Source organism: Streptomyces sp. H39-S7, from assembly GCF_027158205.1.
In the GTDB taxonomy this organism is placed as follows: Bacteria; Actinomycetota; Actinomycetes; order Streptomycetales; family Streptomycetaceae; genus Actinacidiphila.
Genome location: NZ_JAPVLU010000045.1, coordinates 20772 through 36420 on the forward strand (window position 1 = coordinate 20772; position 15649 = coordinate 36420).

The window sequence follows — 15649 nt, forward strand, 5'->3', positions numbered from 1 at the left end:
CCACCCTCGTTCGGCGTCCGTCCGCTATTCCTCGGGAATGTCCCGGCGAGCCCTGACGAGAACATCGCGCGGGATCACCACGACGCGCTCGTCGGGTCCCACGCCCGCGTCGTCGGGCAGCAGATGGCGCAACTGGTCGGTCATCGCCTCCCCGATCACGGCGAAGTCACCGGTGCTCAGTTCGAACACATCCGGGCAGTTGGTCTCGTTCAGGCATCCCCGAACCCGTGGCGAATCGCCCAGGCGCCGTACAACGTTCACTGCGTGACCACTCCGACTAAATTGGTATGGGCATGACATATCGTTGATCGTAGGTGTCGTGCGGGGTCGCGGGGATGGGCGACGACCGGAGGGCGCGCAGGGTGGTGCGGGCCAACCGGGTGATGGCAGGCCGGAGTCCGAGAGCCAGGCGGTGGCCTGTGCCCCCGTAGCCCGGCGCGAGACGGTGAAAGCTACCGCATGATTACCGTGAGTTGCCATGTGTTGGCGAGGCCGACGCGCCCCAAGTTGGTAAAGCCGCAGCCTGTGGGCGGAAAACCGTTCGACGGCCGGGCGGGCGGTGACGGATCATCAACGGCATGAACCGGTATGCCTTCGCAGATACGTCCGCAGTCGCGGACGCGCTGGAGGCTGCCCTCGCTTCGTTCCTCGACGGCGCCCGAAGCTGACCCTCCCCGGACATTCCGGCGGACCCCGCAGGGGGAGGGTCGGTACGGCCCAGGGGGTCCCCGCGTTCCCGTGCGCGCTCACCACGTCATCCGGCCGCCAGGCCGCGCCGTGGTGCCGTCGCGCGCAGAGTTCCGAGGAAGAAGCGAACCACCCATGTCCAAGACGGCATACTTGCGCACCAAGCCGCACCTCAACATCGGCACGATGGGCCACGTCGACCACGGCAAGACGACGCTGACCGCCGCGATCACCAAGGTGCTCGCGGAGCGGGGGACCGGCACCTTCGTGCCGTTCGACCGGATCGACCGGGCGCCGGAGGAGGCCGCCCGCGGGATCACGATCACCATCTCGCACGTCGAGTACGAGACCGCCACCCGGCACTACGCGCACGTGGACATGCCCGGTCACGCCGACTATGTGAAGAACATGATCACCGGCGCGGCCCAGCTCGACGGGGCGATCCTGGTCGTCTCGGCGCTCGACGGCGTGATGCCGCAGACCGCCGAACACGTGCTGCTCGCCCGTCAGGTGGGGGTCGAGCACATCGTGGTGGCCCTCAACAAGGCCGACGCGGGCGACCCGGAGCTGACCGACCTCGTCGAGCTGGAGGTCCGCGACCTGCTCAGCGCGCACGGGTATCCGGGGGAGTCGGCCGCGGTGGTGCGGGTGTCGGGGCTGCGGGCGCTGGAGGGCGACCCGCGCTGGACGGCGGCGGTCGGAGAGCTGCTGGACGCCGTCGACACCCAGGTGCCGATACCGGTGCGCTACACCGACGCCCCGTTCCTGCTCCCGGTGGAGAACGTGCTGACCATCACCGGGCGCGGGACGGTCGTCACGGGCGCCGTCGAGCGCGGCACCGTACGGGTCGGCGACCGGGTCGAGGTCCTCGGCGCGGACACCGCCTCGGTCGTGACGGGTCTGGAGACCTTCGGCAAGCCGATGGAGTCCGCGCAGGCGGGCGACAACGTCGCGCTGCTGCTGCGCGGGGTGCAGCGGGACATCGTGCGGCGCGGCCACATCGTGGCGGCGCCGGGCAGCGTGACGCAGAGCACCCGGTTCGCCGCGCGGGTGTACGTGGTGCCGGCCGCCGAGGGCGGTCGCCGCACCCCGGTCTCCACCGGCTACCGGCCGCAGTTCTACATCCGCACCGCGGACGTGGTCGGGGACGTGGACCTCGGCGCTGCCGGGATCGCGCTGCCGGGTGACACCGCCGAGATGACGGTGGAGCTGGGCCGGCCCGTACCGCTCGAGGTCGGGCTCGGCTTCGCGATCCGCGAGGGCGGCAGGACGGTCGGCGCGGGGACCGTCACCTCCGTCGACGGCTGACCTGTACCGGCCGGCGGGCGTCCGGATCCGTGTTCCCCGCACCATTCGGTGCGGGGACACGGCCCGTCGTCTGTTCGTCGCGCGGCGCACACGGCACACTGCTCCTCAACTGTTCCCAGGAGCCGCCCCAGGCGCGGCCCGTGGCGAGAGGATCCTGGGCATGAAGGGCACAGCGCTGGTACTGGGCGGCGGCGGACTGACCGGCGTCGGATGGGAGATCGGCATGATCGCCGGTCTCGCGGAGGCCGGGGTGGACCTCGGCACGGCCGATCTGGTCGTCGGCACCTCCGCGGGGTCCATCGTCGGAGCGCAGCTCACCTCCGGCCGGCTGGGGGTCGAGGAGCTGTACGAGCGCCAGCTCGTCGACCCGCGGGGGAGGCCGTCGCCCGGATCAGCGGCCGGCTCATCTCCCGGTACATCTGGGCCGCGGCACGCTCCCAGGACACGCAGGCCTATCTCCTGCGCATGGGCCACATCGCGCGTACCGCGCGCACCGCCCCCGAGGCGGAGCGGCGCGCCGCCATCGCCGGGCGGCTGGTCTCGCACGACTGGCCGGAACAGCGGCTGCTGGTGACCGCGGTGGACGCGGAGAACGGCGAGTTCACCGTCTTCGACAGCACCACGGGCATCGGGGTCGTCGACGCGGTGAGCGCGAGCTGCGCCGTGCCCGGGGTCTGGCCGCCGATCACCGCCGGAGGGCGGCGCTGGATCGCCGGCGGCGTGCGGTCCAGCGCCAACGCCGACCTCGCGGAGGGGTACGAGCGGGTGGTGGTCCTCGCGCCGGTCACCCGTGGCGGCGGCCCGGTCCCGGCGCCCCGGACGCAGGCCGCCGCGCTGACGGCGGCCGGCGCACAGGTGGCGCTGATCACTCCGGACCGGGCGTCACGGACCGCGTTCGGGCGCAACGTGCTCGATCCGGCGCGGCGGGCCGGCGCCGCGCGGGCCGGGCGCGCGCAGAGCGCCGCGCACGCCGAGCAGGTCCGCAAGGTGTGGAGCGGCTGACCCGTTCGGCTGACCCGTTCCGCTGACACATCCGGCCGACCCGTCCGGTTCGAGTCGGTGCCCGGAGTGCTTGCGGGTTGCGACAATGGCGCGGTGGATCCAGAACCGATACCGGTGACCCGTGCCGTCGACTTCGGCACCGCCAAGCTGCTGCCCGACGTGGACCGGGCGCGGGCCTGGCTGCTCACCGTTGACGGCGCACCCCAGTCGTACGTGGACCTCGACGATCCGGCGTACCTGGAGTTCGAGTACGTGCGGCGGCTGGCCCATGCCGTGGACGCGGTCTTCGACGAGGGCCGTCCGCTGGACGTGGTGCACCTCGGCGGGGGCGCGCTGACGCTGCCGCGCCGGATGTCGGTGACCCGTCCGGGGTCGCGGCAGGACGTGGTGGAGGCCGACCGGGGTCTGGTGGCGCTGGTGGCGGAGCACCTGCCGTTGGAGGATCCGGCGGTCGTGGTGCACACCGAGGACGCGCGCGGCTGGCTGGAGCGGGCGGCGCCCGACAGTGCCGACGTCCTGGTCGCGGACGTGTTCGGCGGCTCGCGGGTGCCGGCGCATCTGACGACGGTGGAGTTCCTGCGGTCGGCCGCGTCCGTGGTGCGTGCGGAGGGCGGCCTGTATCTGGCCAATCTCGCCGACACTGCGCCGTTCGTGTTCCTCGGCTCCCAGATCGCCACCGTGCGCGAGGTCTTCGAGCACCTCTGTGTGATCGCGGAGCCGGGGATGCTGCGCGGCCGGCGCTTCGGCAACGCGGTGCTGCTGGCGTCGCACGACCCGCTCCCGCTGGACCGGCTCGCCCGCCTGGCGGCGGCCGACGCGTTCCCTGCCCGGGTCGTCGACGGGAACGCCCTCGCCCGGCTCGCGGCCGGGGCGTCCCCGGTCTACGACGCGACGGCGGTGCCGTCGCCCGAGCCGCCGGACGGCGCCTTCGCCGTCGGCTGAGCCGCCCCGAGGGCGGTGACGGCCACGGGGACCGGGGTGGGTGCGGCCTGGGCGACGGGGGAGGTCTCGCGGCGGGTCAGTTGGCGGACCTCGGGCAGCAGGAGCACCGCGCCGGTGAGCAGTACGACGAGCCCGGAGCAGCCCCACAGGGCGGCCGGCCGGCCGAGCGTGTTCATGGCGGGCCCGGCGAGCGCGGTGGCGACCGGCACCATGGCGACCGACCCGAACCAGTCGTACGAGGAGACCCGCGACAGCTTGTCGCCGGGGATCTCCTGGTGCAGGGCGAGCATCCAGCCGACCGCGAAGACCTCCACCCCGACGCCGGTCACGAACATCAGTGCCGCAAGACCGGCCGCGGGCAGTACCAGGGCCAGGGCGGCGGGCGGCAGCGCCAGCGCGAAGATGCTGAGCGTGCCGGCCAGCAGCAGGCGGCGCGGCTTCCAGCGCATCATCAGCACGCCGCCGCCCACCGTGCCCGCGCCGAACGCCGCCAGCGCCAGGCCCCAGGGCCCGGCGCCGCCGAGGCGTTCGTCGGAGACCAGTGGCCCGTAAACGGCCTCGGAGGCGGTGAAGACGGCGTTGACGACGGAGAACTGCACGACGATGCCCCACAGCCAGCGTCGGGAGGCGAACTCGCGCCAGCCGTCGCCCAGGTCGCGCAGCATGCCCCCGCCGGGCTCGGAGCGCACGTTCCCGGTGCTGGTGAGGAACGAGCGCAGCGACGCCGCGACGGCGAAGGCCGCCGCGTCGACGGCGAGGACCCAGCCGGGTCCGATGGCGGCGACCAGGGCTCCGCCGAGCGCCGCGCCGCCGATGTTGGCCCCGTTCATGCCCACCCGGAAGACCGAGAAGGCCTTGTTGGCGTGGGCCGGGTCGACGGTGGCCAGCAGCATGCCCTCGGAGGCGGGGGAGAAGAACGCGTGCGCGGTGCCGCCGACCGCGGTGAGCGCGGCCATCTGCCACAGCTGCGCGTGCCCCGAGATGATCAGAGTGGCGAAGACCGCCTGGGAGGCGGAGTTGAGCACGTTGGCCGCGACCATCACCTGGTTGCGGGGCAGCCGGTCGGCGAGTGCTCCGCCGATGAGCAGGAAGACCACCAGCGGGAGCGTGCGGGCAGCGGCCACGAGTCCGACGTCGGTGGCGCTGCCGCCGGACTCGATGACCGCGAAGGCCGCCGCGATGAGGGCCCCGGAGTTGCCGAGGCTGGTGATGACCGACGCCGCGGTGAGCAACTGGAAGTTGCGTCCGGCCCAGGAGGGCAGTCGGGGAGGCCGGCGAAGGGGCCGGGGTGCGGCGTCGGGAGTCACCTGCCGACTATCGCGGCAGGTGCGCCGCGGTGCCACCGGGTTTCGGCGGTGGGCCCGTCCGGCCCACCGCCGTCGGAGCTCACTTCTTCTTCAGCTCGCGGATGCTGCCCATGATGGTGGTGATGGTCGCGTCGGGCAGGCCGTCACTGACGCCCGCGCCGCGGTCGGCGTACAGCACCCAGACGGTCAGGGCCTTGTTGGAGTCCACCCAGGCGACCGTGTAGACGACGCCGTCGGACGTGCACTTGTTCTTCTTGGGCACGTTCTTGGCGGTCGCGGAGGAGGAGAAGCCGGTGATGCCGTGCGCGTTGCTGAACGGCTTGGCGCTCGTCTTGGCGACGGTGACCTTGCCGTCCTCCTGGTATCCCCAGTACGCCCATGACTCGGCCTGGACCTCGGCGGCCTCCTGGACGCTCTTGGCGCCGTTGGCGCCCTTCGTGCCCACCGCGGCGCGCTCGTCCTTGTCGCACCAGTTCTCTTTGTAGAAGGCGGGCGCGCCCATGGTGACGGCGGGCTTGCCCTTGTCCTCGAAGCCGATGAGGGTGCCCTCGCTGCCCAGCGTCCAGTTCGCCGGCACGTCGAAGGCGACGTTGCGCTCGGTGCGCCGGACGACCTGCCAGCCCGGGACCACTGGCTTGATCTCGACGGCGCTGGGGTCGCCGCGCGAGTCGTCGCCGGTCCCGCCGGCCGCGGCCGCCGCGCTGTCCGAGGCGGTGGGAGTGGGGGTCGGCGTGGCGCTCTGCGAGACGGTCGGGCTCTTGCTCGGGTCGGCGACGTTGCTGTCCTTGTCGTCGCCGGTCAGGTAGACGCCGCCGACGACCACGGCCGCGATCACCGCCACGGCGGCGACGATCGACACGATGATCGTCGTGTTCCTGCGGTTGCCGGGCGGCGGGCCGCCCGGGCCGGGGCCGCCGGGCATGGTGGGCGGACCCCACTGCGGGGGCGGGCCGGGCTGCTGGTACTGCGGCTGCTGCGGCGCCTGCTGCGGATAGCCGTAGCCGGGTGTCTGGTACGGGGACGGCGTCTGGTAGGGCGACGGCGCCTGGTACGGCGGTTGCTGATTCGGGTCCTGCGGGTACTGCCCCTGTGGGTTCTGCTGTCCCCCGGGCTGCTGCTCTCCTGGCCACATGGCCAGAAACACTAGGGGGTGCGGGCGCGTGGTTCCACGCCGCCCCTCATTACTGGTCGGTAATATCTCCGAGGGGTGCCGGGGATGCCCTGGGCAGGATTGCTACTCGCTGGTAACATCCAGGCATGTCCGAGACCCTGCCTTCGACCGGCGAACTGCTTGCGGCCACCGTGCCCATGGTCCGCACCCTGAACCTGCAGTTCGGGGAGACCAGCGCGGAGCGTGCCGTCGTCACGCTCCCCGACCAGCCCGACTTCCACAACCACGTCGGCGGCCCGCACGCCGGCGCCATGTTCACCCTGGCCGAGTCCGCCAGCGGTGCGATCGTGCTGAGCGCCTTCGGCGACCAGCTCTCCCGCGCCGTGCCGCTCGCGGTGCGCGCGGAGATCGCCTACGCGAAGCTCGCGATGGGCCCGGTCACGGCCACCGCCGAGCTCGGCCGCCCCGCCGCGGACGTCGTCGCCGAACTCGACGCGGGCGAGCGCCCGGAGTTCCCCGTCCGCGTCACGATCCGCCGCGAGGACGGCGCGGTCACCGGCGAGATGAGCATCATCTGGACGCTGCGCCTCAACCGCTGACCTGCTCCGGGCGCGGGGCGGCGCTGTCCGCCCCCCCGCGCCCCGGTCCCCGCCGGTGCCGCGCCCCCGGCGCCCCATCGCGCATGATGGACGGCATGGACAACGGTAGGGACATTCGGGACGACCGGGCGGCGGGCCGCCTGGGTGCATGGGCCGGGGACGAACTGCTCGGCCGGATCGACTATTTCGTGCTGGACGACGACGGGACCGGCGCAGGCAGCGCGCTGGTGGCCGTGCACACGGTGGTCGAGCCGGACCATCAGGGGGAGGGTGTCGCGGGCGCGCTCGCCGGGGCGCTGTACGATCTGGCCGCCTCCGAGAGCCGGTCCGTCGTCCCGCTGTGCCCGTACGTGGCGGCCTGGTCCGTCAAGCACTCCGACCGCGCGCCGCAGCCTGATCCCGCGCTGACCGATCGCGCGAAGGAGCGGCTGTCGGCCGACCCCGACATGTGGTGACACCGCCCGGGGGGCGGCCCGCCGACCGGACGGCCGTCCGGAACCGTTCGGTTAGGCTTCACTGACGTGCGCCTCGGCACACGGTCCGCTTGGTGTCCAGGGGAGGACTCGGCAGTGCACGTGCAGGAATGGATCGAGGCGATCGACCCGCTCGCCGTCTACATCGTGGTCGGGCTGGTCATCGGGATCGAGAGCCTGGGCATCCCGCTTCCCGGCGAGATCGTCCTCGTCACCGCGGCACTGATGTCCTCACAGGGGACGATCAACCCGTGGATCGTCGGAGCGTGTGCGATCGCGGGCGCGGTGATCGGTGACTCCATCGGGTACTCGATCGGCCGCAAGGGCGGTAAACCGCTGCTGGAGAAGCTCGGCCGGAGGTTCCCCAAGCACTTCTCGCCCGGGCATGTCGCCACCGCCGAGCGGTCGTTCGAGCGCTGGGGGATGTGGGCGGTCTTCTTCGGCCGCTTCGTCGCACTGCTGCGGATCTTCGCCGGGCCGCTGGCCGGCGTCCTGAAGATGCCGTACTGGAAGTTCCTGATCGCCAACGCCCTCGGCGGCGTCGTCTGGGCGGGCGGCACCACCGCCGTCATCTACAACGTCGGCGTCGTGGCGGAACCGTGGATCAAGCGGTTCGGCTACTTCGGGCTGGCGGCGGCCGTGCTGTTCGGCATCGGCTCGTTCCTCTTCGTCCAGCGCCGTGCTGCCAAGGCGCAGGCGACGGCCGAGAGCGCGGAGACCGTGAACGCGGCGGACACGCCGGACGCCCCGGTGAGCGGCACGGCGGAATCCCTGGCGGCGCCCGCGGGCGAGTGACGCGGCGGGCCGGGTACCGGAAGGACCCGGCTCAGGCCTCGTCGGCCGGTGCTCCCGACGTTCCGTCCACGCCCGGCTCGAAGGCCGCGCGGTGGGCGCGGGACAGCTCCACGTAGCCCGCGGCGTTCAACAGCACCGACTCGCGCTCCTCCGCGGTCAGCTCGCGCCGCACCTTGGCCGGGACCCCGGCCACCAGCGAGCCCGGCGGCACGCGCATCCCCTGAGGTACGAGCGCGGCCGCGGCGACCAGCGAGCCGGCGCCGATGTGCGCGCCGTTCAGGACCGTGGCGCCCATGCCGATCAGGACGTCGTCCTCGATGGTGCAGCCGTGCAGCACCGCGTTGTGGCCCACCGAGACCCGCGCGCCGACGACCACGGGGAACCCGAGGTCCGCGTGCACCGAGCAGTTGTCCTGGATGTTGCTGTCGGCGCCGATGCTGATCGACTCGCAGTCGCCGCGCAGGACGGCGTGGTACCAGGCGCTGGAGCCCGCCGCCATCGTGACGTCGCCGAGGACGACCGAGGTGGGCGCGGTGAACGCCGCCGGATCCACCTGGGGCTTGAGTCCCGCCAACTCGACTATCAGTGCCCGCTCCGCCATGTCGTCCCGCCCTCGCATCCGCGCCTTCGCCGTCGACCAGCACCGTATATGACGGCCCGGTCCTGTCGACGGGTTGGTAAGTGCATAAGGCATCGAAAGAGCGCGGGGACTGTTTTCGGTCAGAGGTGCGATTCCTGGCGCGCTACCGGTGATCACCCGGCCCCGGCCGTGCGGGGGCCGGGTGATCCTGTCGCCCCAGGGCGCCAACGTGCATAGTTCATCCCGAGGTTGCCCGGATCTGGCGGAAGATTTGCTGATTTAGTGGAGGTACTGCAAAAGATTCGACCGAAAGTGTTCTTTGCGCTTTGACGGGTGACGGCGTTTGCGGTGAAGGTCTGGCACATGTCCCCTTTACCCCGAACCGCGTCGAGCGGTCTGCTGCGCATGCGCGACTTCCGCCTGCTGCTCGCCGGCGCCGCGGCCGGCCAGGTCGGCGCCCAGGTCACCCTGGTCGCGCTGCCCCTGGTGGCGGTCCTCGAACTCAAGGCGCCCGCCTTCCAGGTGGGGCTGCTCACCGCCGCGGAGACCGCCGCGTTCCTGCTGATCGGCCTGCCCGCGGGGGCACTGGTCGACCGGATGCGCAAGCGGTCGCTGATGATCCGCGCCGACGCGGTGCGGGCCCTGGCCATGGCGAGCGTTCCGCTGGCCGCCGTCTTCGACGTCCTGACGATGCTGCAGTTGTACGTCGTCGCCCTCGTCACCGGCGCGGCAACCGTCTTCTTCGACGTGGCCCACCAGAGCTACCTGCCCGAACTCCTGCCCAGAGAGCGGCTGATGGCGGGAAACGGAGCCCTGGAGACCATCCGCTCCTCGGCCCAGGTCACCGGGCCCGGCCTCGGCGGCGGGCTGGTACAGCTCGTCGGCGCGCACCTGGCGATCGGGGCCGACGCGATCGGCTACGTCGTTTCCGGGCTGTTCCTCGCCCGCATCGACAAGCCGGAGAGCAAGCCGGAGCCGGTGCCCGGCGCGTCACTGCGCCAGGAGATCGGTGAGGGACTGCGCTTCGTGCTCGGCTACCGGCTGCTGCGCGTCATCGCGGCCTCCACGGGCCTCTCCAACTTCTTCACCGCGATGCTGATGGCCACACAGACCATCTTCCTGGTGCGGGTGATCGGCCTGCAGCCGGCCGCCATCGGCCTGATGCTCTCCGCGTCCGCCGCCGGCGGACTCGCCGGTGCGCTCTGCGCCGGCAGGCTGGCCACCCGCCTCGGCCAGGCCCGTGTGATCTGGCTGTCCGCCCTGGTGACCGGCCCGTTCGCGCTGCTGTGGCCGCTGTCGGGGCACGGAGCCGCCGCCGTCCTGTTCGCCGTCGGCTCCGGAGCCGTCTCCTTCGGAGCGGTCGTCTACAACATCGCCCAGGTGAGCTTCCGGCAGACCCTCTGCCCGCCCCGGCTCCTGGGGCGGATGAACGCCACCCTGCGCTTCCTGGTGTGGGGCACGCTGCCGCTCGGCGCCCTGGTGGGCGGCGCCGTGGCCGACGCCTTCGGGGCACGCGCCGCGCTGTGGGTCTGCGCGGTCGGATTCCTCGTCGTACCGCTGCGCCTGCTGCTGTCCCCACTGCGCGGGATGCGTGATCTGCCGCCCGCCCCGCACGACATCGACGACGTGGTCGCCGGCGGTCCCGACGGCCGCACCGAGTCCGCCTCCGTCGGCTGACCGGCCGCCCGCACCCGCACACCTCGACCCGGCACGCCCCCGCTGCCCTGCCACGTCCCGCCCCGCCCTGCCACGTCAGAGAGGATCACGTGCCCCGCACCATCACGGACCAGTACCTGGACCGCTACCAGCGCATCGCCGCCGACGACGGCGGTACCTCGCTCCTGCCCGTCACCGGCGCCCAGCGGCGCTTCGTCCTGGTGCGTTCCCTGGACCCCTCGGGACGGCCCGACCTCGTCCCGATGTTCTTCGCCTTCCCCGCCGACACCGTGGATCCGGTGCGGCTGCGCCGAGCCGCGAACCGGCTCGCCGCCCTGCACCCCGTGCTGCGCGCCCGCCCGGACGTGGTGCGCGGCACCCCCGTGCTCCGCCTCGCGGAGCCGGACGTGCCGGTGGAACAGGTCGTCCGCGCCCCCGGTGAGGACGCGGCCGGCGCGCTGCGCCGGGTCCTGGGCGCCTGGGAGGCGCAGGGCTCGCCGCTGCGGCTGTACCTGGTCCAGGAAGGATCGGCGACCGGCGACGAGGTGCTCGCCGTCGTCCTGGACCACACCGCGTGCGACGGCCAGTCCCTCGCGCGCATCGTCGAGGAACTGACCGCCGCCTACCGCGACGAGACGGAGTCCACGGGCCGGGGATCCACAGGACCGGAGTCCACGGGACGGGAGTTCGCGGGACCGGAGCCCGGTGAGGTGGCCGCGGAACTGGCCGCCTACCGCGAAGCGGTGCACCTGCAGCTCGACGCCGAACGCCGCGCGGGGTCCGCCGGCGCGCTGGCGTACTGGGGCGACCGGCTGCGCGCGGTGCACGAACGGGCCCCGCAGCTCCGGCCACCGACGGCCGTCCCCGGCGCGCTGCCCACCGGCGCCGCCGAACTGCGGCTGCCCGCGCCCGCCTCCGGCGTTGCGTTCCCCGCCCTGCTCGACGCCTGCCGGGCCGCGGCCCGGGTGCTGTACGGGTCCGGGCAGGTGATGCCGATCGGCTACCCGTGGGGTGGCCGCCCGCCCGGCGCACCGCCGGTACTCGGCTGCTTCCTCAACACGGTGGTCTTCCCGGCCGCGACCGTCGACGTCCCGCACGCGCCGGACGAGACGGCCACCCAGTGGTGGGACGACCTGGACCGGGCCGACACCCCCTTCGACGCAGTGGTGCACGCCGCCCGCTTGGCCGGCTCCCCGTGGTCCGGCCGACTGGACGGACTGCTGACGGTGGACGACGCCCGGCGCCGTCCCGCGCTGCGGCTGGGCGGGGTGGACGGCCGCGAGGTCCACATCGGCGGCCGTCAGGTGCGCGCCCCGTTCGCGGTCTCGGTCACCCACGGACCCGAACTCCACCTGCGGATGGTGTGGGACCGCGCGGTGCTCGACGACGACGCGGCCCGGGACGGCTTCGCCGCCTTCCGCGACGCGGTGCGCGCTCCGGCGCCGGAACCGGTGACCACCCCGGGCCCCGTGACCGCCGCCGTCCCGGCCTCCGCGCCCGTCGGCTGACGGAGCAGGGTCCGCCCCGTCGCACCATCCGTAACGCCCTTAACCATGACGTCGAGAACCGCCATGTCCCGACTCACCCCGACCGGCCCGCGTGATCCGCGGACCGGCCGGCTGACCGTGTGCGGGAGCACGACCGGCACGACCGTGCCTCCGCCCCCACCCGAGACCCCGACCCGACAACCCCAGGGATCGCCGATGCTCCCCCTTTCTCCGTCGCAGGAGATCGTCTGGCTGCACGAGCAAGTGCAGCCGGGCAGCCGCGCCTACAACTTCACCGCCTCCCTCGACCTGTGGGGCACGCTGGACACCGAGGCACTGCGCCGCGGACTGGCCGCGGCCCTCGACCGCCACCCGGGACTGCGGCTGGAACTCGTGGCCGTCCCCGGCGCGATGCCCGTGCAGCGGGAAGCCGACCTGTGCGAGCCCCGGCTGCGCACCGTGGACCTGAGTGGGGAGGCGGACCCGGAGGCCGCGTTCGCGCGGCTGCTCCGCACGGAGGCGGAGACCCCGCTCGACACGTACGAGGCGCCGCTGCTGCGCTGGACGCTGGCCCGGCTCGCCGACGACCAGCACCGGCTCATCCACGTCGAGCACCACCTGATCCACGACGGGCACTCGTTCGCGATCCTGCTGCGCGACGTCTTCACCGTCTACCGCGCCCACGTCCTGGGGGAGACGCCGGTCCTGCCGCCCACCACCTCCTACGTCGACCACGTGCGCGCCCTCGACGCGGACGACGACCGGGCGCTCGCGGAGCGGCGGTCGAGCCTGGAGTACTGGGCGGCCGAACTGCGCGACGCCTCCTTCGACATGCCGCTGCCCGGTCTGACCCGGCCTGGGGCACGACGCCGGCACCACGGCGGGCAGTTGCGCCAGTCGATCGGCGCGGACCTGACCGAGCGGCTGCGCGCCCACACCGTGGAGCGCGGGCTGACCCCGTTCTCCACGCTGCTCGGGCTGTTCGCCGAACTGCTGCGCCGGCACAGCGGCCGCGAACAGATGGTCGTCGGCACCGCCGTCGGCAACCGCCCGCGCGGCTTCGAGAACGCCGTGGGCATGTTCGTCAACACGATCCCGCTGCGGTTGCGGCTGGACCCGGCGGCCCCGGCCGAGGACACCATGGACGAGGTGACCGACACCCTCTTCCGCGCCCTGCCGCACCAGGAGGTACCGGTCCAGGAGCTGACCCGCGCCCTGGGCCTGCACACCTCGGGAGCGGACAACCCGCTGTTCAGCGTCATGTTCAGCGCGCACGACGCCCCACTGCCCGAGATCGACGTGCCCGGCCTCGACATCACGCTCTTCGAGGGGTTCAACACCGGCACCACCCGCTTCGACCTCGACGTCGTGCTGCTCCCGGACGACCGGCGAGGCGTCAGCCCACGGCACGGGGCCCGGGGCATGACCCTGGTGTGGGACTACGACGTCGACCTCTTCGGCGAGGACACCGCGAAGCTGCTCACCGAGCGCTTCCTCGACCTGCTGCGCGCCTATCTGGACGCTCCCGGCACCGTGCTCGCCGACCTCGCGCTCCCGGCGCCCGCCGCGCGGCCGGTGCCGGCCGTGCCCGTCGCGTCCGAAGGCCCGGATTCGCTCGATCCGGCCGCCGCCCACGACCCCGCGCTGCCCGCCCTGCTGATCGGCGCCCGCCGACTCACCTACGGGGACCTCGACGAGCAGGTCACCGCGGTCGCGCGGCGGATGCTCGCGGCGGGAGTGACGGCCGGCCGGCCGGTCGCCGTCGTCCTGCCGCGCGGCGCCGACTCGGTGGTGGCGCTGCTGGCCTGCCTGCGGACCGGCGCGGTGTACTGCCCGCTGTCGCCGTCCGACCCGCGGTCCCGGCTGGAACTGCTGCTGAACCGGCTGGAGCCGGCACTCGTGCTCACCTCCGCCGCCGCGGGAGTGACGCTGCCCGCGGGCCTGCCGGCGACCGCGCTCGACGCCGACTCCTATCCGGCCGCCCGCCCGGCCGCGATGGTGCCCGGTGGGGCGGCGTACATCATCCACACCTCCGGATCGACCGGCATACCCAAGCCCGTGGCGGTCGGCCGGGCAGCGCTGGAGAACCACCTGACCGGTGCGGCGGACCGGTTCGCACTGGCGGCCGGTGACCGGGTGCTGCTCTTCGCCCAGCCGTCCTTCGACGTGGCCCTCGAAGAGGTCCTTCCGTCGCTGTACGCCGGTGCCTGCCTGGTCGTACCGGAGCGTGAGGTGCCTACCGGCGCCGAGCTCGCCGAGCTGCTGGCCGCTGCCCGCGTCACTGTCGCGAACCTGCCCACCAGCTACTTCCTCGCCACCCGTGCGGAGCTGCGGGACGTGCTGCGCGACCGCCGCTGGGCGCCGCGACTGCTGGTGCTCGGCGGCGAGCGCATCCCGGCCGACGCGCTGCGCTCCTTCCTCACCGACACCGACGCCGCCGTGCTCAACGTCTACGGCGTGACCGAGGCCGCGATCAGCTCCACCGTGCACGAGATCACCCGCGACGGCCTGGCGGACGGCGCCGAGATCCCCCTCGGCACCGAGCTGCCCGGCGAGCGGATCCACGTCCTGGACACGGCACGACGTCCGCTGCCCGCCGGAGCGGTCGGCGAACTGGCCGTCGCCGGGGCCGGGCTGGCCGAGGGATACCTCGGCAACCCGGACGCGACCGCGGCCCGGTTCGTGACGATCCCTGCGCTGGGCGGTGAGCGGGTCTACCTCACCGGCGACCTCGGCTACCGGGACCGCGACGGGCTGCTGCACTTCCTCGGACGGCGGGACAACCAGGTCAAACTGCGCGGCTACCGCATCGAGTTGGAAGAGGTGGAGGCCGCCGCCTCGGCCGTGCTCGGCGGCCGGTCCTGCGCGGTCGTCCTGGACCGCGAGGCGGCCGGCGGACCCCGGCTGGTCGGCTTCCTGGAGAGCACCGACGAACCGGAGCCGTGGGACGAGCAGAGGTTGCACGTCGGGCTGAGCCACCGGCTGCCGGGCGCGCTCGTGCCGGGCCGGTGGGCGCGGCTGGACACCATGCCGACGCTGGCCGGCGGCAAGCCCGACCGGGTCGCGCTGGCCCGGCTGGCCGCCGCGCTGGAGCCCGCGGCGCCCGCCGAGGAGGCCGCCGCGGACCTGGACCCGACCGCGTTCGCCGCCGACCCGGCGCTGGCGCTGCTCGCCGAGGGCTGGGGCGAGGTGCTGGGCCACCGCCGGTTCACCGCGTCCTCGCACTTCTTCCAGATCGGCGGGCACTCCGTGCTCGCCGCGCAGTTGGCGGCCTGGCTGGAACCGCGGCTCGGCGACCGGCCGCCGCTGCGGCTGCTCTTCCGCAACCCGGTCCTGGCCGACCAGGCCCACGCCCTGGGTCTGCTCGACCCCCTGTCCCTCGCCGCGTCCGCCGCGTCCACGCCGAAGGAGTCGTGATGATGAACACCCTGACCAGCGATACGAAGACTCTGTTGAGCGTCGCCCACGGCGCGGCCCTGCCCGGGTCCGCCGCGTCCGCCGTGCTCTCCCGTTACGAGGAGTGGGTACGCCGCTCCCCGCAGGCCCCCGCCGTGGTGGACGGCGCCCGCACGTGGAGCTACCGGCAGGTGGACGAGGCGGCCGACGCGCTGATCGACGCACTCGGCGGCCGGGTGCGTCCCGGCGACATCGTCGGCGTCTGCCTCGACCGTTCCGCCGCCCTGGTCGCCACCGCGATCGCAC

15 protein-coding genes are annotated in these 15649 nt (G+C 73.3%); 11 read left to right on the forward strand and 4 right to left on the reverse strand.

What is annotated here, in order from left to right; all coding sequences use genetic code 11:
• Positions 1 to 24 precede the first annotated feature (24 nt).
• The gene (locus O3X23_RS44015) at positions 25 to 189 is read right to left on the reverse strand and encodes a hypothetical protein (RefSeq protein ID WP_331283977.1); all 165 of its coding nucleotides are present in this window, start codon (positions 187 to 189) and stop codon (positions 25 to 27) included.
• A gap of 633 nt (positions 190 to 822) precedes the next feature.
• Here O3X23_RS44015 and tuf point away from each other — a divergent pair.
• The 4 genes from tuf (at position 823) to O3X23_RS33420 (ending at position 3939) form a co-directional block, all read left to right on the forward strand.
• Entirely contained in the window at positions 823 to 1995 is a 1173-nt protein-coding gene (tuf, locus tag O3X23_RS33410) for an elongation factor Tu (protein WP_269276204.1), read from the forward strand.
• A 223-nt stretch (positions 1996 to 2218) separates the two neighbouring features.
• Positions 2219 to 2569, forward strand: a complete 351-nt coding sequence (locus tag O3X23_RS44020) for a hypothetical protein (protein WP_331283979.1) — start codon at positions 2219 to 2221, stop codon at positions 2567 to 2569.
• Positions 2461 to 2997: a patatin-like phospholipase family protein gene (locus O3X23_RS44025; RefSeq protein WP_331283978.1), complete on the forward strand. Its 537-nt coding sequence runs from the start codon at positions 2461 to 2463 to the stop codon at positions 2995 to 2997. The genes O3X23_RS44020 and O3X23_RS44025 overlap by 109 nt, the downstream gene beginning before the upstream one ends.
• 93 nt (positions 2998 to 3090) lie before the next feature.
• Positions 3091 to 3939 carry a spermidine synthase gene (locus tag O3X23_RS33420; RefSeq protein WP_269276205.1) on the forward strand — a complete coding sequence of 283 codons (849 nt, stop codon included), beginning with the start codon at positions 3091 to 3093 and terminating at the stop codon, positions 3937 to 3939.
• On the opposite strand, the gene O3X23_RS33425 is transcribed toward O3X23_RS33420, so the two are convergent.
• Both O3X23_RS33425 and O3X23_RS33430 read right to left on the reverse strand, forming a co-directional pair.
• A complete protein-coding gene (locus tag O3X23_RS33425; RefSeq protein WP_269276206.1) occupies positions 3879 to 5246 on the reverse strand; it encodes an MFS transporter in 1368 nt (455 codons plus the stop codon). The two genes, O3X23_RS33420 and O3X23_RS33425, sit on opposite strands and share 61 nt — an antisense overlap.
• Positions 5247 to 5325: 79 nt before the next feature.
• The gene (locus O3X23_RS33430) at positions 5326 to 6378 is read right to left on the reverse strand and encodes a hypothetical protein (protein ID WP_269276207.1); all 1053 of its coding nucleotides are present in this window, start codon (positions 6376 to 6378) and stop codon (positions 5326 to 5328) included.
• A gap of 125 nt (positions 6379 to 6503) precedes the next feature.
• Here O3X23_RS33430 and O3X23_RS33435 point away from each other — a divergent pair, with 125 nt between their 5' ends.
• From O3X23_RS33435 to O3X23_RS33445, 3 genes are all read left to right on the forward strand, one after another.
• Positions 6504 to 6956: a DUF4442 domain-containing protein gene (locus O3X23_RS33435; RefSeq protein WP_269276208.1), complete on the forward strand. Its 453-nt coding sequence runs from the start codon at positions 6504 to 6506 to the stop codon at positions 6954 to 6956.
• Between the two features lie 95 nt (positions 6957 to 7051).
• Complete coding sequence (locus O3X23_RS33440) at positions 7052 to 7411, forward strand: GNAT family N-acetyltransferase (protein ID WP_269276209.1); 360 nt, start codon at positions 7052 to 7054, stop codon at positions 7409 to 7411.
• Between the two features lie 114 nt (positions 7412 to 7525).
• Complete coding sequence (locus tag O3X23_RS33445; RefSeq protein ID WP_269276210.1) at positions 7526 to 8224, forward strand: DedA family protein; 699 nt, start codon at positions 7526 to 7528, stop codon at positions 8222 to 8224.
• Between the two features lie 31 nt (positions 8225 to 8255).
• Here the strand turns inward: O3X23_RS33445 and O3X23_RS33450 are convergent, their stop codons facing one another.
• Positions 8256 to 8825: a gamma carbonic anhydrase family protein gene (locus O3X23_RS33450; RefSeq protein WP_269276211.1), complete on the reverse strand. Its 570-nt coding sequence runs from the start codon at positions 8823 to 8825 to the stop codon at positions 8256 to 8258.
• A 342-nt stretch (positions 8826 to 9167) separates the two neighbouring features.
• On the opposite strand from O3X23_RS33450, the gene O3X23_RS33455 reads away from it, so the two are divergent.
• The 4 genes from O3X23_RS33455 to O3X23_RS33470 all read left to right on the forward strand — a co-directional run.
• The gene (locus tag O3X23_RS33455) at positions 9168 to 10481 is read left to right on the forward strand and encodes an MFS transporter (protein WP_269276212.1); all 1314 of its coding nucleotides are present in this window, start codon (positions 9168 to 9170) and stop codon (positions 10479 to 10481) included.
• 89 nt (positions 10482 to 10570) lie between these two features.
• Positions 10571 to 11968: a non-ribosomal peptide synthetase gene (locus O3X23_RS33460; RefSeq protein ID WP_269276213.1), complete on the forward strand. Its 1398-nt coding sequence runs from the start codon at positions 10571 to 10573 to the stop codon at positions 11966 to 11968.
• A 195-nt stretch (positions 11969 to 12163) separates the two neighbouring features.
• Complete coding sequence (locus O3X23_RS33465) at positions 12164 to 15364, forward strand: non-ribosomal peptide synthetase (RefSeq protein WP_269276214.1); 3201 nt, start codon at positions 12164 to 12166, stop codon at positions 15362 to 15364.
• On the forward strand, positions 15364 to 15649 hold a 286-nt coding region (locus O3X23_RS33470), incomplete at its 3' end, for an AMP-binding protein (RefSeq protein WP_269276215.1). The genes O3X23_RS33465 and O3X23_RS33470, both read left to right, overlap by 1 nt.